A 19,238-nucleotide genomic window follows, 5' to 3' on the forward strand; every position below is an offset into this window, starting at 1 on the left:
ACCTGAGCCGCCTCTGGGATGTCATTAGAAAACGGATCAGATGCGATGAATGCACCGCTAAATGAATTCGGCCCGATCAAGGCCGTGATTTTCGATATGGATGGCTTGTTGCTGGACACCGAGGGCATTTACACCGAAGTCACGTCGATAATTGCCGCGCGTTACGGGCGGGTCTTCGACTGGAGCATCAAGCAGAACATCATCGGCCGTGGCGCGGGCGATCTGGCGCGTTATGTGGTCGAGGCGCTGGACCTGCCGATTACCGCCGAAGAGTTTCTGGTGATCCGCGAACCGCTGATGCGCGAGCGTTTTCCTACAGCACTGGCGATGCCTGGCGCACAGGAGCTGGTTCGGCATCTGAAGGCCAATAACATTCCGATTGCGGTGGGCACCAGCTCTTCGCGTCAGTCGTTCGGCCAGAAAACCACCTTGCACCGCGACTGGTTCGCGCTGTTCGATTTCATCGTGACGGCCGATGATCCGGAGGTCGGCGCGGCCAAACCGGCGCCGGACATCTTCCTCACGGCGGCGCGGCGCCTGGGTGTCGCGCCTGAGGATTGCCTGGTGTTCGAGGATTCGCCGTTCGGTGTCACGGCGGCGAAAGCGGCGGGAATGACCGCGATTGCGATCCCGGATGCGGCGATGGCTGACGAAAAATACGCACACGCCGACGGCATTCTTCGTACGCTGAAAGCGTTCAAGCCGAGTGCTTGCGGATTGCCGGCGCTCGAATGGGCTTAAGGCCGGGTACATGAAAAAACGCCGGCAACCTGATCAGGGTTACCGGCGTTTTTTTATGCGTGATTCAGAACATCAGGCGCCGAAACCACCATCGATGGTCAGGCTGGCACCGGTGATGTAGCCAGCTTCGGGACCGACGAGGTAGGCGACGAAGCTGGCGATTTCTTCCGCTTTGCCGTAACGACCCACCGCCATCAACGGGATCAGGCTTTCGGCGAAGTCACCGGTGGCCGGGTTCATGTCAGTGTCGACCGGGCCCGGTTGCACGTTGTTGATGGTGATGCCGCGCGGGCCGAGGTCGCGCGCCAGGCCTTTGGTCAGGCCGACCAGCGCCGACTTGCTCATGGCGTACGGGCCTCCACCGGCGAAGGGCATGCGGTCGGCGTTGGTGCTGCCGATGTTGATGATGCGACCGCCTTCGGTCATGTGTTTGGCGGCGGCCTGGGTGGCGATGAATACACTGCGCACGTTGATCGCGAGGGTCTGGTCGAAGTCTTCGAGTTTGAAATCTTCCAAGGGGGCAACGGCCAGTACGCCTGCGTTGTTGACCAGAATGTCCAGGCGGCCAAAGGCGTTTACGGTGGCGGTCACGGCGTCGCGAATGGCCTCGGCGTCGGCGCTGTCAGCCTTGATGGCGAGGGCTTTGCCGCCGTTACCGGTGATGCTGTGTTGCAATTCTTCGGCCTTGGCCGTGGAGCTGACGTAGGTGAAGGCCACTGTCGCGCCTTCAGCGGCCAGGCGTTTGACAATGGCGGCACCGATACCGCGGGATCCGCCTTGAATCAAAGCCACTTTGCCGCTGAGGTTCTGAGTAGTCATATCGATCTCCAAAGTCCCGAGGCGAGATGTCTCGGTTGATGGAGCCTAGTATCGATTCAGTGTTACCAGCTGTGTAGACGGTAATTGCGATAGTCTGTGTAAACCAAAAGTTTATAGTGGCGCTTATGGAAACCTTCAGCAGTATCGAATGCTTCGTGCGCAGTGCCGAGGTCGGCAGCTTCGCCGAGGCCGCACGTCGCTTGAGCCTGACCCCGGCGGCGGTGGGCAAGAGCGTCGCCAAGCTTGAAGCGCGGCTGGGTGTGCGGCTGTTTCAGCGCAGCACTCGCAGCCTGACGCTCACTGAAGCGGGTCATCGGTTTCTCGGCGAAGTGAGTTCCAGTCTTCACACGATCCAGAATGCCGTGGCCAATCTGGCCAGCGCCGAGGGGCTACCCGCGGGGACGTTGAAGGTCAGCATGGGCACGGTGTTCGGGCGTTTGTACATCGTGCCGTTGCTCGGGGAGTTTCTGCGGCGCTTTCCGGCGATCAACCCGGACTGGCATTTCGATAACCGTCAGGTCGATTTGATCGCTCAGGGTTTCGATGCGGCGATTGGTGGGGGATTCGAGCTGCCGCAGGGGGTAGTGGCGCGCAAGCTGACACCGGCCCATCGGGTGTTGGTCGCGTCAGCCGACTATCTTGCAGGGCGTGAGGTGATTGCCGAGCCCGATAATCTCAAACATCACGATGGCATCCTGATTCGATCGCCACAGACGGGTCGTGTGCGTTCCTGGCAATTGACCAGTCGCACCCAGCAACACAGCCCGCTGACGCTCAAGGCGCGGATGACCATGAGCGATTCGGAGGCAGCCTGCGCCACCGCCGTCCAAGGGTTGGGCATTGCGCTGGTGAGCATGCCGTTTGCCGTGGGCTATCTGGAGGCCGGGACCTTGCAGCGGGTGCTGCCGGAATGGTTTGTCGATGATGGCAACATTTCCATTTATTACGCTGAACACAAACTGCTGCCGGGCAAGACCCGGGCGTTTGTGGATTTCATCATTGAGCAGTTTGCGGAGCAGGGGCTGGGGCAGCGTTTTAGTGCGCTCTGAGTCAGGCTCAAAACCGAGGCGCGGCCATCGCGGGCAAGCCACGCTCCCACAAGATCTGCGTCGTTTACATTATTGAGATACGACACAGAACCTGTGGGAGCGTGGCTTGCCCGCGAAGAACGATAACGCGGTCTACTGCCCGAAACGCCCGGGCCAGCCAATAATTTTCTTCGGTCGCGGCGTCGCATAGGTCCGCACCTTGGACGTCGACAATCCCAACCGCACCAACGACTCGGCAATCGTCACCGCCGCCGTCACACCATCCACCACCGGTACGCCAGTGCGCCGGCGAATCTGTTCATCCAGCCCGGCCATGCCGCCGCAGCCCAGGCAAATCACCTCGGCCTTGTCTTCAAGCACGGCCAGTTCCGCCTGACGAATAATCGCCTCCAGCGCACGCTCAGGATCGGATTCCAGTTCCAGCACCGCCAAACCGCTGGCCCGCACCGACGCGCAACGGTCCCAGAGTCCGGACAGTTTGAGGCGGTCCTCGATCAGCGGCACAGTGCGGTCCAGCGTGGTGACCACCGAGTAGGCATGGCCGAGGAACATGGCAGTGCTGGCCGCCGCATCGGTGATGTCCACCACCGGCACGTTGAGCAACTCCTGCAAACCCTCGCGGCCGTGCTCGCCGTAACCGGCCTGGATTACGGCGTCGAAGGGTTGGTCGTAGGACATTACCCGGTCCATCACCGCGATGGCGGCCAGATAACTTTCGAAATTGCCTTCGATGGAGTCAGCACCGAAGTAGGGCGTCAGGCCGATGATTTCCGTGCCCGGCGCGGCCACGGACTGAGCCGAACGCGCGATGGCCTGGGTGATGGATTCGGTGGTGTTGACGTTGACCACGAGAATTCGCATGGGAAGTCCTTATAGCGGGTGGTTCTGCGGCCCGACGGTGCCGGGCCGCCAAGGGATTAATGGCTGACGTTATCGACGGCGATGGCTTCGCCGCTGACGTCGGCGTAATGGGGCTGCCGTTTGGCGATGATCAGGTAGAGCATTCCGGCAATCCCGGCACCGATCAGCCAGGAGAAAGGCGATACGCTGTCGAAGCCGGGTACCAGCGCCAGGACAATGGCGATCAGCGCGGCAGGAATGAACGCCGCGACGGCGCGTAAATTGACTCCCCGGCTGTAGTAATAAGGACCGTTGGGGTCTTCGCTGTACAACTGCGGCACGTTGACCTGACCTTTTCGTACGAGCCAGTAGTCAACCATGATCACCCCGTACAACGGGCCGAGCAGGGCGCCAAGGCCGGACAGGAAATACACGATCACCAGCGGACTGTTGTAGAGATTCCACGGCAGGATCAGCACCGCGATGGTTGCGCTGATCAGCCCGGCGCGGCGGAACGTCAGGTATTTGGGCGCCAGGTTGCTCAGCACGAAGGCCGGGGCGACGAAGTTGGCCATGATGTTCACCGCCACGGTGACGATCAGGAACGCCAGGCAACCGAGCACCAGAAAGAAGGTGTCGGGAATCGAGGCGATGATCTCGGTCGGGCTTTCAATGATCCGGCCATTGATCTGAAATTGCGCACCGCAGAGCAGGACGGTGATGCTGGCGAACACCAGGATATTCACCGGCAGGCCCCAGAAATTACCGACCTTGATGGTCTTGCGGCACGGCGAAGAACGGGCGAAGTCGCAGAAATTGAGGATCAGCGTGCCGTAGATCGACAGCCACAACGCGCCACCGGCAAAGATGTTGCGCCACATCTCGCCGCCGGTCAGTGGTTCGCGGATCGACCAGGCGATGGTCGCGTTGGCCTGAAAGTACATCCACGCGGCGAGGGCGGCGACGGTCAGCAGAATCACTGGCCCGGCGAATGCTTCGTAGCGCCGCACCATTTCCATGCCATAGGCAAGAATCACCAGTTGCACGAACCAGATCGCCACGAAACACACCCAGCCCAGGCTCGATAGGCCGAGGATCGAGTTGTGGTCGTAGTCGGCGAAGCCTGGATGAATGGCGGTCAGCAGTACCCGAAAGACCACCGAGGCCAGGTACGTCTGAATCCCGAACCAGGCGATGGCGATAACGGCACGGATCAATGCAGGAATCTGTGCCCCGTGAATGCCGAAACTGATCCGGCTGATGACAGGAAACGGCACGCCGGTCTTCTGTCCCATGTAGCCGGAGAGGTTCATGAAGCAATACACCAGCGCCGCGCCGATCCCCAGGGACAGCAGGATTTGCCAGCCGCCCAGTCCGAGGGCGTACAGCCCGATGGCGAATGAGTAATTGGCGATGTTGTGAACGTCGTTGGTCCACAGGGCGAAGATGCTGTAGCGGCCCCAGCGTCGACCTTCGGCCTTGGTCGGCGCCAGGTCCTGGTTGTGCAGGCGAGGGCTGAGTACGACGGGTTCTTGAATCGTTTGGTCGTGAGGGGGTGAAGCGGGTGGGAAAGAGGGAAGATCCAGCGCGATGTTGTTGTTGGAGAGGCTAGTACGCATTCCGGCAGGCTCCGAGCTTGGCGTCGCGATGACTGTGCATGAGCGTTGGCTCGACAAATCTTCGTCGCGGGCAGTCAGCATCATTGGTTACGGGGCATCTGCAGCCTGTACGGGATAGGGCGCTTCAGGCTTGCGGATCTAAAGTGTGTGTATGTTTTGAAATGATTGTATACAAAACATGTATGCACTTAAGCCAGATCCATGCCAGTCAGCGATCTATGAATTTCGGCGCTAATTTCGTTTTGTTATCAGTAGGCGATAAGTGACTGAAATAAAGGCGATATAAATTGACTGTTTGAACAGGTATTTATTTTTCAGTGGGATTTGCAGGAAATGTCGACTGAGGAAGTCAGGGCAGGGGCGTGTAACTTTTTGGGGCGCTGAAATGAAAAGTGCACACACAAATGGCACCTATGGTGACATTCCTGTGTACACATTTTTGGAGTCGATCATAGAACCTGTGGGAGCGGGCTTGCTCGCGAAAGCGGACTGACATTCAACATAGATGTCGAATGTGGAGGCCTCTTCGCGAGCAAGCCCGCTCCCACATTTGGATCTGACAAGACCGAGAGGTTATTCCTTGGATTTGCTGATGATATTGCCCGCATGCAACCCGCATTCTTTCTGCGTCGCTTCTTCCCACCACCAACGACCTTCGCGCTCGTGCTGGTTCGGTAACACCGGGCGGGTGCAGGGCTCGCAGCCGATGCTGATGAACCCGCGTTCATGCAGGCTGTTGTACGGCAGCTCCAGCATGCGGATGTAGCCCCAGATCTCTTCACTGGTCATTTGTGCCAGCGGGTTGAATTTGTACAAGGTGCGTTCCGGGGTGGAGAACGCTGTGTCGATTTCCAGCACCGCGACGGCGCTGCGAGTTCCAGGACTCTGATCCCGACGCTGCCCGGTGGCCCAGGCCGTCACTCCCGAGAGCTTGCGACGTAGCGGCTCGATCTTGCGGATGCCGCAGCATTCGCCATGGCCGTCCTTGTAGAAACTGAACAGGCCTTTTTCCTTCACGAAGGGTTCGAGCTTGGTGTAGTCCGGCGACACCAGTTCGATGTCGATCTTGTAGTGCTCGCGCACCTGATCGATGAAGCGATAGGTCTCGGGGTGCAGACGGCCAGTGTCGAGGCTGAACACTTTGACGTTCTTGTTCAGCTTCCAGGCCATGTCTACCAGCACCACGTCTTCGGCGCCGCTGAAAGATATCCACAGGTCATCGCCAAACTCGGCGAACGCGAGTTTCAGGATGTCCTGGGCGGATTTGTTGGCATAGGTCGTGGCGAGTTCCACGACGTCGAACGTTGGGCTCATCAGGGCGGCTTCCTACAGGTCGGTGGCGCTGGGCGCTCTATATGGGGCTGATGGTAACAAAATCCTGCGGCCGCTGGCGCGCCCTCTGCGTTGCGCAGGCTTGCTTGAATCGCTAGAGTTCGGCAGTCCTTTTGCTCGCTCGACTCAATAATCAATACAAATGGGAGTGTCTTGTGGAAATTGCCTGTCTGGATCTTGAAGGTGTATTGGTCCCGGAAATCTGGATCGCCTTCGCCGAAAAAACCGGGATCGAGTCCCTCAGGGCCACCACCCGGGACATCCCCGACTACGACGTGCTGATGAAGCAGCGTCTGCGGATTCTCGACGAGCACGGCTTGAAACTCTCCGACATCCAGGAAGTGATTGCCACGCTCCAGCCGCTGGACGGCGCCATCGAGTTCGTCAACTGGCTGCGTGAGCGCTTTCAGGTGGTGATTCTGTCGGACACGTTCTACGAGTTCTCCCAGCCGCTGATGCGTCAACTGGGCTTCCCGACCTTGCTCTGCCATCGTCTGATTACGGACGATTCCGGTCGGGTGACGAGCTATCAATTGCGTCAGAAAGATCCCAAGCGCCAGTCGGTTTTGGCCTTCAAGAGCCTTTACTACCGGGTGATCGCGGCGGGGGATTCCTACAACGACACCACGATGCTGGGCGAGGCGGATGCGGGAATTCTGTTCCATGCGCCGGACAATGTGATTCGCGAGTTTCCGCAGTTCCCGGCGGTGCACAGTTTTGAGGAGCTGAAGCAGGAATTCATCAAGGCTTCCAACCGGGCTTTGAGTTTGTAACTACCGTAGTTGACGGTGATCGTTCCCACGCTCCGCGTGGGAATGCAGCCCGGGACGCTCCGCGTCCCAAAGCGGACGCGGAGCGTCCATTGAGGCATTCCCACGCAGAGCGTGGGAACGATTAAGTGTGGTGTCAGAGGTTTTGCAGGGTATCGAGCAGGACTTTCACCTTGGTAATCGATTCCTGATATTCGGCCTGCCACTCCGAGTCCGCGACGATCCCGCCACCGCCCCAGCAACACACCTGCCCATCTTTCACCAACAAGCTGCGAATCGCGATCGAACTGTCCATCTCGCCGCGCACGTCCAGATAGAGCAATGACCCGCAGTACAGCCCACGACGCGTGGGCTCCAGTTCGTCGATGATTTGCATCGCGCGAATTTTCGGTGCGCCGGTAATCGAGCCGCCCGGGAAGCTGCCAGCGATCAGGTCCAAGGCGTCCCGGTCATCCGCCAGCTCACCGGTTACGCTGCTCACCAAGTGATGCACGTTCGGGTAGCTTTCCAGGCTGAACAACTCCGGCACCCGCACCGACCCGATACGGCAAGTCCGGCCGAGGTCATTGCGCAGCAGGTCGACGATCATCAGGTTTTCCGCGCGGTCCTTGGGGCTGGCCAGCAGTTCGGCGGCGTTCGCCGCATCTTCGGCAGCGGTCAGTCCGCGAGGGCGGGTGCCTTTGATCGGGCGGGTTTCCACATGGCGTTCGCTGACTTTGACGAAGCGTTCTGGCGACAGGCTCAGTACCGCACCGCCGTCGGGCAAACTTTGGAAACCGGAAAACGGCGTCGGGCACGCCGCCCGCAGCGCGCAATACGCCGCCCATGGATCGCCCTGGCACTGCGCGCGGAAACGCTGGGCGAAGTTGACCTGGTAACAGTCGCCGGCCTGGATGTACTGCTGAATGCGTTCTAGCGCGTGGCGATATTCGTCAGCGCTCAGGTCGGCCTTCATCGGCGCTTTCAACGTGAAAGGCTCGACCGCTTCAACCGACAGCTCACTGAATAGCGTGATCAGACGCTGACGTTCGCTGTCGATCAGCGACGGGTGGAAAACCAACTGACTTGTATTCAGTTGGTGATCGGTGATCAGTGCCCAGTCATACAGCCCGAAACGTGCGTCGGGTAGTTGCAGATCGTCCTGCGCCTGACTCGGCAGGTTTTCCAAACGCCGGCCGAAGTCGTAGCTCAGGTAACCGATCAGGCCGCCAGCGAAGGGCAAATCGTAAGGAACAGCCGCTTCACCGAGTCGTGTCAGATTGTCGCGAAGGCGTTGCAGGAAATCGCTGCCACTTTCGTCAGGCAATACCGCTATTTGCTCCAGCGGCCAGGCACTGAGCAAGTCATAACGTCCACGCTCGGCACTCGGCCGGCCACTGTCGAGCAGCACGGCACCGGGGGCGTGACGAATCGCCGCGAAGTACTCGGCGGGGTTGGCGCAATAGGGCAGCGGGTGTACGGAACAGGTCAACATGGGCGGGGCAGATCAGCCATCGAGGCGGGGTGGCGATTGTAGTCTCCTCGGGGAATTGCTCCTAGAGGGGATGTCGGGGATTGCTAGATAGAAGGCTGTTTGATCGTTCCCACGCTCTGCGTGGGAATGCATCCCGTGACGCTCCGCGTCACAGGCGGACGCAGAGCGTCCGTGGCGGCATTTCCACGCGGAGCGTGGGAACGATCGATGTAAGGGTTTCAGCCCTCAACCGCAGGAATATGCCCAAACATTTCCTGAACGAACTCAACCCGTTCCTCCACCGTCTCAACAACCCCGCGAGCCTTCAACTCTTCCAGCCGCGCTTCAACCGCATGGGTGCGCAACGTCAGCCCGCAATCATTGGCAATCTGAATGTTCAACCCTGGCCGGGCGTTGAGTTCGAGAATCAGCGGCCCCTTTTCCTGGTCCAGCACCATGTCGACACCGATATAACCCAGCCCGCACAGCTCATAGCAGCCCGCGGCAAGTTTCATGAAACCGTCCCAGTAGGGCAGTTGCACGCCGTCCACTGCGTTGGTGGTGTCAGGGTGTTTGGTGATGATGTTGTTTAGCCAGGTGCCGCGCAGGGTCAGGCCGGTGGCGAGGTCTACACCGACGCCGATGGCGCCCTGGTGCAGGTTGGCCTTGCCGCCGGACTGGCGGGTGGGCAGCCGCAGCATGGCCATCACCGGGTAACCCATCAGCACGATAATCCGAATGTCCGGCACGCCTTCATAGCTGATGCTCTTGAAGATCTGGTCCGGGGTCACGCGGTACTCGATCAGCGCCCGATCCCGATGACCGCCCAGGGAGTAGAGGCCGGTCAGGATGCTGGAGATATGGTGCTCGATTTCCTCATGGCTGATGATCTTGCCGGACACCGTGCGATAGCGGCCCTCGAAACGGTCGGCAATCACAATGATGCCGTCACCGCCCGCGCCCTGGGCCGGTTTGATCACGAAGTCGTTGCGCCCGCCGATGATGGCGTCGAGGTTGTCGATTTCTTTCTCGGTGGAAATCACGCCATACAGCTCCGGCACATGAATGCCGGCGGCGATGGCGCGTTCCTTGGTGATGATCTTGTCGTCGACAATCGGGTACAGACTGCGCTTGTTGTACTTGAGCACGTAGTCTGCGTTACGCCGATTGATCCCCATGATGCCCCGGGCTTCCAGGGCCTTCCAGGTCTTCCAGAAGCCGAACATCAGGCGTCAGCCTTCTTCAGGAAGGCCTTGAAACGCACCAGTTCGGTCAGGCGGTAGCCGCGATAACGCCCCATGGCCAGCATGAAGCCCACCAGGATCAACAGGATCGCCGGGAAGGTGAACACGAAGTAAACCAGTTCCGGAACGCTCATGATCAGGTGCGCCAGCGACGCGGCGAACAGCGTACCGATCGCCACTTTCATGGCGTGGCCGGAACCGCGTTCTTCCCAGGTAATCGACAGGCGTTCGATGGTCATGGTCAGAATCACCATCGGGAACAGTGCCACCGACAAACCGCGCTCCAGGCCGAGTTTGTGGCTGAACAGGCTGATCGCCGCGATCAGCACCACCACGAAAGTCAGCACCACCGACAGCCTCGGCAGCATTTGCAGCTTCAAGTGTTCAAGGTAGGAGCGTAGCGACAGGCCCAGCGCCGTGATGACCGTAAACAGCATGATGCCGAAGCCGAGCTGGGTTTCCCGGAATGCCAGGGCGATCAGCACCGGCGTAAAGGTGCCGAGGGTCTGAATGCCGATCAGGTTGCGCAGGATCAGGATCACCAGCACGCCGATCGGGATCATCACCATGATCATGAAGGTCTGCTGGGTTTGCAGCGGCAGGCCGTACAGCGAGTATTCGAGAAAGTTGGCGTCGGTGTTTTCGTCGGTCAGCTTGGCCAGGCGAATCGCGTTCATTTCGCTGTTGTTCAGGCTGAAGGTCACGTTGGCCTTCTTGCCGCCATCGACGGTGATCAGGTTTTCGTCACCGGTCCACCATAGCAGGCGATCGGTCGGCAGGCCCTGTTCACCGGTTTCCGGGTTGAAGTACAGCCAGTCGGTGCCGTTGAAACTGCGCAACCAGAGTTCCGGCATTTGCGGCTGGTCGGCCACCAGACGAATGGTGTGGACCTTTTCCACCGGCACGTGCGCGATGGACAGCACCAATTCGACGATTTTCGCCTTGTGCCCGGGGGACGGATCGCCGGCCAGCAACAGCTTCACATTGTCGTCGTTGAGATTGTTGACACGCTTGATGGCTTCGCCGATGAAGGTTTCGACGTCGGCCGAGTGCTGGCGGATCGGCGCGAGCAGGGCTTCGGCGGCGACTTTTTCCGCGCCTTCGACGGCGATGCTGTCACGGAAGGTCGGCCCTTTGACCTTGGATTTTTCACCGGTGTAGCGCTTGGTCAATACCAGGCGGTAATAAAGCGTTTGATTGCCCTTGGCCCGACGTGCCGACCAGGTGACTTTGCGGTTGCCGTCGACACGGTTCACGGCCACGCCGTAGTTATTGGAAATGAAACTCTCGTTGAGGCTGACGTAATCGCGGCTCAATGGCGGCACGAACATCTGGATCTTGACCGGGTCCTTGGTACTGGCGACGAACTCGACTTTGGCGTCGATGTTCCACAAGTCGTCGGTAGCGTCTTCGGTCACGGGGATGCCGAGCACGAAGATCTGATAGGCCGTGACTGAAATACCCAGCACCACCAGGATGGCGATCAGGAATTTCAGATGAAGGGTAAGAGAGCGCATTGGAATTACTCTGCGGTATGAGCGTCGGTGGCGCAGGCGGGTTTGCCAGCAGCGTATTTAAGACTGGGGTCGACCAGCGCATCGAAGCGTTTCAGCGCTTCGGAGCCGATCAGGAGCGGGTATTGGAAGGCGCTGCGGTCGGTCAAGTTCACTTCGATACTGCGTAAAGCCGAACCCATGCAGATATTCAGCTCGATCACCGGACGGGCGGTGTACTTCTTGCCTTCCTCCGGGTCGTAGTCGCCGGCCCGGCGCTTGATCTTGCTGACGCGGGCCAGTGGCCGTTCGATCGGGTGTGAGTGCGCAGCGTCAATGGCCAGATAGAAGCGCACCCAGGACTCGCCATTGCGTTTGAAGCGTTTGATGTCTCGGGCGCTCAGGGACGCGGTTTTCGCCCCGGTGTCGAGTTTGGCGGCGACTTCCAGGTTGATGCCGTCCAGGGAGGCGTACTCGTTGAGGCCGTAGACAGTCTTTTCCCCTGCCGCGGCAAAACCGGGCAGGCAAAGAAGATAAAGGAAGGTGGGGAAGGGCTTGAGTCTCATAAATCCTGGTGCGCAGCGGTCCGTATTTCGATTCAAGGCCCTGGCATCGCTGCGCAAGCTCCCTCGTATGCCTATCAACTGTTTATGACAAGCAGTGCAGATGTCACAAACAAATGCGGCCGGCATTCTAGCACGGTGGTTTTATGGCGCCAGCGCTGGCGGGTGGCTATAAACCACAGTACTGCTTTGTTATGGTGCGGCCGGTTATTAGACGATTGTCGACAATACCGATTTTCTCTTTGACTAGTCGGCCTGTATTCGCTAGTTTTTGCGGCATCCGCTTTCAAGGTGTCGACAATATGCTGGATCAACTCGATCCCCCGGTCATTGCCCAAGACGATTCAGAGACGCTTTCCGAGAACGTCTTCCGGCGCATTCAGGCGGCCATCGTCAAGGGCGAGATCGCCCCGGGCAGCAAGATCTCCGAGCCGGAACTGGCGCGCACTTATGGCATCAGCCGCGGGCCGCTGCGTGAGGCGATCCACCGTCTGGAAGGCCAGCGCCTGCTGGTTCGCGTACCGCACGTCGGGGCGCGGGTGGTTTCGTTGAGCCATGCCGAGCTGCTGGAACTCTACGAAATCCGCGAATCCCTCGAAGGCATGGCCTGCCGTCTGGCGGCCGAACGCATGACGCTCGAAGAAATCGACGAACTGCGCCGGGTCCTCGAAACCCATGAGCGCGATGCGGCGTTTCAGGCCGGTGTCGGCTACTACCAGCAGGAAGGCGATTTCGACTTCCATTACCGAATCATCCAGGGCAGCGGCAACCGCACCCTGACGCAGATGCTCTGCGGCGAGCTCTATCAACTGGTGCGCATGTACCGCATCCAGTTTTCCACCACGCCCAATCGTCCGCGTCAGGCCTTTGCCGAGCACCACCGAATTCTCGACGCCATCGCCGACCGTGACGGTGAGCTCGCCGAGTTGTTGATGCGCCGCCACATCGGCGCCTCCAAACGCAATATCGCTCGTCACTACCAGGACGGCGCCAACCAGACAGCCACTCAACGAGGTGAGTCATGAGTTCCAACAAGAGCACTCCAGGCCAGCGATTCCGCGATGCGGTCGCCAGCGAACATCCGCTGCAAGTGGTCGGCGCGATCAACGCCAATCACGCGCTGCTGGCCAAGCGCGCCGGTTTCAAGGCTATTTATCTGTCGGGTGGCGGGGTGGCTGCCGGTTCTCTCGGCGTGCCGGACCTGGGCATCACCGGCCTGGACGACGTGCTGACCGACGTGCGTCGCATCACCGACGTTTGCGATTTGCCGCTGCTGGTGGACGTGGACACCGGTTTCGGTTCGTCGGCGTTCAACGTGGCGCGTACCGTGAAGTCGATGATCAAGTTCGGCGCGGCGGCGATTCACATCGAAGACCAGGTCGGCGCCAAGCGCTGCGGTCACCGTCCTAATAAAGAGATCGTCTCGCTGCAGGAAATGGTTGACCGGATCAAGGCTGCTGTTGATGCGCGCACCGACGACAGCTTCGTGATCATGGCCCGTACCGACGCCCTCGCAGTGGAAGGTCTGGAATCCGCTTTGGATCGCGCCGCCGCATGCATCGAGGCCGGCGCCGACATGATTTTCCCGGAAGCCATCACCGAACTGGACATGTACAAGCTGTTCGCCAGTCGCGTGAAAGCGCCGATCCTGGCCAACATCACCGAGTTCGGCGCGACGCCGCTGTACACCACCGAGCAACTCGCCGCTGCCGATGTGTCGCTGGTGCTGTACCCGCTGTCGGCGTTCCGCGCGATGAACAAGGCTGCGGAAAACGTCTACACCGCGATCCGCCGTGACGGCACGCAACAGAACGTGATCGACACCATGCAGACCCGCATGGAGCTTTACGATCGCATCGACTACCACACCTTCGAGCAGAAGCTCGATGCGTTGTTTGCTGCGAAGAAGTAATTGTAGGAGCGAGCCTGCTCGCGATGGACGCCAACGATAACGCGGTGTCCGTGATGCACCGAGGTGTTCCGTCCACCTTCGCGAGCAGGCTCGCTGCTACAGGTTTCCCCTAACAAATTCAAAAACTGGAGACAGCAATGGCCGAAGCAAAAGTACTCAGTGGCGCCGGGCTCCGTGGCCAGGTTGCCGGGCAAACCGCACTGTCCACCGTGGGCCAGTCGGGCGCAGGCCTGACCTATCGTGGCTACGACGTTCGCGAACTGGCGGCTGACGCACAGTTCGAAGAAGTGGCCTACCTGCTGCTTTACGGCGAACTGCCGACCAAAACCCAACTCGCCGCTTACATCAGCAAACTGGGCAAGCTGCGCGACCTGCCGCAAGCGCTGAAAGAAGTGCTGGAGCGCATCCCCGCCGACGCCCACCCGATGGACGTGATGCGCACCGGTTGCTCGTTCCTGGGCAACATCGAACCGGAGAAAGACTTCTCTGAACAACACGATGTGACTGACCGTTTGCTCGCCGCGTTCCCGGCGATCATGTGCTACTGGTATCGCTTCAGCCATGACGGCAAGCGCATCAGTTGCGTGAGTGACGAACAATCCATTGGCGGCCACTTCCTGCACCTGCTGCACGACAAGAAGCCGAGCGAGTTGCACGTCAAAGTGATGAACGTTTCGCTGATCCTCTACGCGGAGCACGAGTTCAACGCCTCGACGTTCACCGCGCGGGTTTGCGCCTCGACGCTGTCGGACATGTATTCGTGCATCACGGCGGCCATCGGCTCGCTGCGCGGTCCGCTGCATGGCGGCGCCAACGAAGCGGCGATGGAAATGATCGAGCGCTTCAGCTCGCCGCAAGAGGCCGTCGAAGGCACCCTCGGCATGCTTGCGCGCAAGGACAAGATCATGGGCTTCGGTCACGCGATCTATAAGGACAACGATCCGCGCAACGAGGTGATCAAGGGCTGGTCGAAAAAACTCGCCGAGGAAGTGGGCGACACCGTGTTGTTCCCGGTGTCCGAAGCCATCGACGCAACCATGTGGGAGCAGAAGAAACTGTTCCCGAACGCCGACTTCTACCATGCGTCGACGTACCACTTCATGGGCATCCCGACCAAGTTGTTCACCCCGATTTTCGTCTGCTCGCGCCTGACCGGCTGGGCGGCGCACGTGTTCGAACAACGTGCCAACAACCGCATCATCCGCCCGAGCGCCGAATACGTCGGCGTCGAACAGCGCAAGTTCGTGCCAATCGAACAACGCTGAATGGTGAAGGCCTGAGCATCGGCAACTGAAGGAACCGAGAACCCCCTGTGGGAGCGGGCTTGCTCGCGAAGACGGACTGACATTCAACATCTATGTCGACTGATACACCGCATTCGCGAGCAAGCCCGCTCCCACAAGGGGCCGGTGTGAGCTTCCAGACCTGTGCCAGGCCCCACCTTTTGAAACTACCGTGACCGAGTCTTGACGATGAACACAAAATTCCGCAAACCGCTACCCGGCAGCCATCTGGATTACTTCGACGTCCGCGCGGCTGTCGAGGCCATCCAGCCCGGCGCCTACGACACTCTGCCGTACACCTCCCGCGTGCTGGCGGAAAACCTGGTGCGTCGCTGCGACCCGGCCACGCTCACTGAATCCCTGAAGCAATTCATCGAGCGCAAACGCGACCTCGACTTCCCATGGTTCCCGGCCCGCGTGGTGTGCCACGACATTCTCGGCCAGACCGCGCTGGTCGATCTCGCCGGCCTGCGTGACGCCATTGCCCTGCAAGGTGGCGACCCGGCGCAAGTGAACCCGGTGGTGCCGACGCAATTGATCGTCGATCACTCCCTGGCCGTCGAACGCGGTGGTTTCGATCCGGAGGCGTTCGAGAAGAACCGCGCCATCGAAGACCGTCGCAACGAAGACCGTTTCCACTTCATCAACTGGACCAAAAAGGCCTTCAAGAACGTTGATGTGATCCCGCCGGGCAACGGCATCATGCACCAGATCAACCTGGAGAAAATGTCTCCGGTAATCCAGGTGCGCGACGGCGTGGCGTTCCCCGATACCTGCGTCGGCACCGACAGCCACACTCCACACGTCGATGCACTGGGCGTGATCGCCATCGGTGTCGGCGGCCTGGAAGCTGAAAGCGTGATGCTCGGTCGCGCGTCGTGGATGCGTCTGCCGGAAAGCGTCGGCGTCGAATTGACGGGCAAGCTGCAACCGGGCATCACCGCCACCGACATGGTGCTGGCGCTGACGGAGTTCCTGCGTCAGCAAAAAGTCGTTGGCGCATGGCTGGAATTTTTCGGCGAAGGCGCCTCCGCGCTGACCCTCGGCGACCGTGCGACCATCTCCAACATGGCCCCGGAATACGGCGCCACCGCCGCGATGTTCTACATCGACCAGCAGACCATCGACTACCTGAAACTCACCGGCCGTGAAGACGAGCAAGTGCAGTTGGTCGAGAACTACGCCAAGACCACAGGCCTGTGGGCTGACAGCTTGAAGAATGCGCAATACGAGCGTGGGTTGACCTTCAACCTGTCCTCGGTAGTGCGCAACATGGCCGGCCCGAGCAACCCGCACGCCCGCGTCGCCACCTCGGACCTCGCCGCCCAAGGCATCTCCGGTCAGTGGACCGAAGTGCCCGGCCAGATGCCGGATGGCGCGGTGATCATCGCCGCCATCACCAGTTGCACCAACACCAGCAACCCGCGCAACGTGATCGCCGCCGGCCTGCTGGCGCGCAATGCCAACAAGCTCGGCCTGACCCGCAAGCCGTGGGTCAAATCGTCCCTGGCGCCGGGTTCGAAAACCGTGGCGCTGTACCTGGACGAAGCCGGCCTGACCACCGAACTGGAGCAACTCGGCTTCGGCATCGTGGCCTTCGCTTGCACCACCTGCAACGGCATGTCCGGCGCGCTGGACCCGGTGATCCAGCAAGAGATCATCGACCGCGACCTGTACGCCACCGCTGTGCTGTCCGGCAACCGCAACTTCGATGGCCGGATCCACCCATACGCCAAGAACGCCTTCCTGGCTTCGCCGCCATTGGTCGTGGCTTACGCCATCGCCGGGACCATCCGTTTCGACATCGAAAAAGATGTGCTGGGTGTGGTCGACGGCAAGGAAATCCGCCTGAAAGACATCTGGCCGAGCGACGAAGAAATCGACGCGGTGGTCAAGGCTTCGGTCAAGCCGGAGCAGTTCCGTCAGGTCTACATCCCGATGTTCGCCATCCATGAAGACACCGGTCCGAAAGTGACGCCGCTGTACGACTGGCGCGAGATGAGCACCTACATCCGCCGTCCGCCGTACTGGGAAGGCGCGCTGGCCGGGGCTCGTCCGCTCAAGGGCATGCGCCCGCTGGCGGTGCTGCCGGACAACATCACCACTGATCACCTGTCGCCTTCGAACGCGATCATGTTGGACAGTGCCGCCGGCGAATACCTGGCGAAAATGGGTTTGCCGGAAGAGGATTTCAACTCTTACGCAACGCACCGCGGTGACCACTTGACCGCGCAACGCGCCACCTTCGCCAACCCGAAACTGTTCAATGAAATGGTTCTGGAAAACGGCAAGGTCAAACAGGGCTCGCTGGCTCGTGTCGAGCCGGAAGGCAAAGTGATGCGCATGTGGGAAGCCATCGAAACCTACATGGAACGCAAGCAGCCGCTGATCATCATCGCCGGCGCCGACTACGGTCAGGGTTCGTCCCGCGACTGGGCGGCCAAAGGCGTGCGTCTGGCGGGTGTGGAAGCGATTGCCGCCGAAGGCTTCGAGCGCATTCACCGCACCAACCTGGTGGGCATGGGCGTGTTGCCGCTGGAGTTCAAACCGGGCACCGACCGCAAGACCTTGGGCATCGATGGCAGCGAAACCTACGACGTGATTGGTGAGCGCACCCCGCGTGCCGAGCTGACGCTGGTGATCAACCGCAAGAACGGCGAACGCGTCGAAGTGCCGGTGACCTGCCGTCTCGACACCGCCGAAGAAGTGTCGATCTATGAGGCCGGCGGCGTGCTGCAACGCTTCGCTCAGGACTTCCTCGAAGAATCGGCGGTTGCCGTTTAACACGATGAGTTCGGGCGGGGCCATGCGGCCTCGCCCGATCCTAAAAGGAACATCATGGCTCACGCACCTCAAATCAGAATCCCTGCCACCTACATGCGCGGCGGCACCAGCAAAGGCGTGTTCTTCAGCCTGAAAGACCTGCCTGAAGCGGCACAGGTTCCAGGCCCGGCGCGCGATGCCTTGTTGCTGCGCGTGATCGGCAGCCCCGACCCGTACGACAAGCAAATCGACGGCATGGGCGGCGCGACCTCCAGTACCAGCAAAACCGTGATCCTGTCGAAAAGCACCAAGGCCGATCACGACGTCGATTACCTGTTCGGTCAGGTGTCCATCGACAAGCCTTTCGTCGACTGGAGCGGCAATTGCGGCAACCTGTCGGCGGCGGTCGGTTCGTTTGCCATCAGCAATGGTCTGGTGGACGCCAGCCGCATCCCGCACAACGGCGTTGCCGTGGTTCGCGTGTGGCAGGCCAACATCGGCAAGACCATCATCGCCCACGTGCCGATCACCAACGGTGAAGTGCAGGAGACCGGTGATTTCGAACTCGACGGCGTGACCTTTCCAGCCGCTGAAGTGCAGGTCGAATTCATGGACCCGGCAGCGGAAGAAGAGGGCGGCGGCGGTTCGATGTTTCCTACCGGCAACCTGGTCGATGACCTCGAAGTGCCTGGCGTCGGGACCTTCAAGGCGACCATGATCAATGCCGGTATTCCGACGATTTTCGTCAATGCCGAAGACATCGGTTACACCGGCACCGAGCTGCAAGGTGCGATCAACAGCGATCCGAAAGCGTTGCTGATGTTTGAAACCATTCGGGCTTACGGCGCATTGCGCATGGGCCTGATCAAGGATCTGGACGAAGCGGCCAAGCGTCAGCACACACCCAAGGTTGCCTTTGTGGCCAAGCCTGCGGACTACGTTGCTTCGAGTGGCAAAGCGATAGCGGCGGCTGATGTCGATCTGCTGGTGCGGGCGCTGTCCATGGGCAAATTGCACCACGCGATGATGGGCACGGCGGCTGTGGCGATTGGTACGGCGGCAGCGATTTCCGGCACGCTGGTGAACCTCGCCGCGGGCGGTATCGAACGTAATGCCGTGCGCTTTGGGCATCCGTCCGGCACCTTGCGTGTGGGCGCTGAAGCCAGCCTGGTGAACGGCGAGTGGACCGTGAACAAAGCCATCATGAGCCGCAGTGCGCGGGTGTTGATGGAAGGTTACGTCCGCGTGCCGGGTGATTCCTTCTAATCCCGACACCGAACCCATGTGGGAGCGGGCTTGCTCGCGAAGGCGGTCTGACATTCAGGATTGATGTCGAATGATCCACCGCTTTCGCGAG

At 60.2% G+C, this 19,238-nt stretch carries 16 protein-coding genes; 8 read left to right on the forward strand and 8 right to left on the reverse strand.

Annotated features, from left to right (window positions below):
- Window positions 1-45: 45 nt before the first annotated feature.
- Window positions 46-741: an HAD-IA family hydrolase gene (locus PFAS1_RS20510; RefSeq protein ID WP_074874977.1), complete on the forward strand. Its 696-nt coding sequence runs from the start codon at window positions 46-48 to the stop codon at window positions 739-741.
- A gap of 72 nt (window positions 742-813) precedes the next feature.
- On the opposite strand, the gene PFAS1_RS20515 is transcribed toward PFAS1_RS20510, so the two are convergent.
- Window positions 814-1,560, reverse strand: coding sequence for a 3-oxoacyl-ACP reductase family protein (locus PFAS1_RS20515; protein WP_076030329.1), 747 nt, complete (start codon window positions 1,558-1,560; stop codon window positions 814-816).
- 125 nt (window positions 1,561-1,685) lie between these two features.
- On the opposite strand from PFAS1_RS20515, the gene PFAS1_RS20520 reads away from it, so the two are divergent.
- Complete coding sequence (locus PFAS1_RS20520) at window positions 1,686-2,609, forward strand: LysR family transcriptional regulator (RefSeq protein ID WP_076030330.1); 924 nt, start codon at window positions 1,686-1,688, stop codon at window positions 2,607-2,609.
- A 132-nt stretch (window positions 2,610-2,741) separates the two neighbouring features.
- On the opposite strand, the gene PFAS1_RS20525 is transcribed toward PFAS1_RS20520, so the two are convergent.
- From PFAS1_RS20525 to PFAS1_RS20535, 3 genes are all read right to left on the reverse strand, one after another.
- The gene (locus PFAS1_RS20525; protein ID WP_074874983.1) at window positions 2,742-3,470 is read right to left on the reverse strand and encodes an aspartate/glutamate racemase family protein; all 729 of its coding nucleotides are present in this window, start codon (window positions 3,468-3,470) and stop codon (window positions 2,742-2,744) included.
- 56 nt (window positions 3,471-3,526) lie between these two features.
- Window positions 3,527-5,068, reverse strand: coding sequence for an NCS1 family nucleobase:cation symporter-1 (locus PFAS1_RS20530; RefSeq protein WP_076030331.1), 1,542 nt, complete (start codon window positions 5,066-5,068; stop codon window positions 3,527-3,529).
- Window positions 5,069-5,641: 573 nt separating this feature from the next.
- Window positions 5,642-6,382, reverse strand: a complete 741-nt coding sequence (locus PFAS1_RS20535; protein WP_008145995.1) for a phosphoadenylyl-sulfate reductase — start codon at window positions 6,380-6,382, stop codon at window positions 5,642-5,644.
- A gap of 173 nt (window positions 6,383-6,555) precedes the next feature.
- Between PFAS1_RS20535 and thrH the strand changes: the two genes are divergently transcribed.
- On the forward strand, window positions 6,556-7,173 hold the full coding sequence (gene thrH, locus PFAS1_RS20540; protein WP_074874987.1) for a bifunctional phosphoserine phosphatase/homoserine phosphotransferase ThrH: 618 nt from the start codon (window positions 6,556-6,558) through the stop codon (window positions 7,171-7,173).
- Window positions 7,174-7,306: 133 nt separating this feature from the next.
- Here thrH and pabB read toward each other — a convergent pair whose 3' ends face one another.
- From pabB to rloA, 4 genes are all read right to left on the reverse strand, one after another.
- Window positions 7,307-8,644, reverse strand: a complete 1,338-nt coding sequence (gene pabB, locus PFAS1_RS20545) for an aminodeoxychorismate synthase component I (protein ID WP_076030332.1) — start codon at window positions 8,642-8,644, stop codon at window positions 7,307-7,309.
- A 218-nt stretch (window positions 8,645-8,862) separates the two neighbouring features.
- The gene (locus PFAS1_RS20550) at window positions 8,863-9,849 is read right to left on the reverse strand and encodes an alpha-L-glutamate ligase-like protein (RefSeq protein WP_074874991.1); all 987 of its coding nucleotides are present in this window, start codon (window positions 9,847-9,849) and stop codon (window positions 8,863-8,865) included.
- The gene (rloB, locus tag PFAS1_RS20555; protein ID WP_074874994.1) at window positions 9,849-11,384 is read right to left on the reverse strand and encodes an osmotic stress tolerance membrane protein RloB; all 1,536 of its coding nucleotides are present in this window, start codon (window positions 11,382-11,384) and stop codon (window positions 9,849-9,851) included. The genes PFAS1_RS20550 and rloB overlap by 1 nt, the downstream gene beginning before the upstream one ends.
- Before the next feature lie 5 nt (window positions 11,385-11,389).
- Complete coding sequence (gene rloA / locus PFAS1_RS20560) at window positions 11,390-11,926, reverse strand: retropepsin-like aspartic peptidase RloA (protein WP_074874996.1); 537 nt, start codon at window positions 11,924-11,926, stop codon at window positions 11,390-11,392.
- A gap of 302 nt (window positions 11,927-12,228) precedes the next feature.
- On the opposite strand from rloA, the gene PFAS1_RS20565 reads away from it, so the two are divergent.
- From PFAS1_RS20565 to prpF, 5 genes are all read left to right on the forward strand, one after another.
- A complete protein-coding gene (locus PFAS1_RS20565; RefSeq protein WP_173860498.1) occupies window positions 12,229-12,948 on the forward strand; it encodes a GntR family transcriptional regulator in 720 nt (239 codons plus the stop codon).
- Entirely contained in the window at window positions 12,945-13,835 is an 891-nt protein-coding gene (gene prpB / locus PFAS1_RS20570) for a methylisocitrate lyase (protein ID WP_008146328.1), read from the forward strand. The genes PFAS1_RS20565 and prpB overlap by 4 nt, the downstream gene beginning before the upstream one ends.
- A 137-nt stretch (window positions 13,836-13,972) precedes the next feature.
- Window positions 13,973-15,100: a bifunctional 2-methylcitrate synthase/citrate synthase gene (gene prpC / locus PFAS1_RS20575; RefSeq protein WP_076030333.1), complete on the forward strand. Its 1,128-nt coding sequence runs from the start codon at window positions 13,973-13,975 to the stop codon at window positions 15,098-15,100.
- A gap of 207 nt (window positions 15,101-15,307) precedes the next feature.
- A complete protein-coding gene (acnD, locus tag PFAS1_RS20580; protein ID WP_076030334.1) occupies window positions 15,308-17,902 on the forward strand; it encodes a Fe/S-dependent 2-methylisocitrate dehydratase AcnD in 2,595 nt (864 codons plus the stop codon).
- A 54-nt stretch (window positions 17,903-17,956) separates the two neighbouring features.
- On the forward strand, window positions 17,957-19,147 hold the full coding sequence (prpF, locus tag PFAS1_RS20585) for a 2-methylaconitate cis-trans isomerase PrpF (RefSeq protein ID WP_076030335.1): 1,191 nt from the start codon (window positions 17,957-17,959) through the stop codon (window positions 19,145-19,147).
- The last annotated feature ends 91 nt before the right edge of the window (window positions 19,148-19,238 follow it).

Source organism: Pseudomonas frederiksbergensis, assembly GCF_001952935.1.
Classification (GTDB): Bacteria; Pseudomonadota; Gammaproteobacteria; order Pseudomonadales; family Pseudomonadaceae; genus Aquipseudomonas; species Aquipseudomonas frederiksbergensis.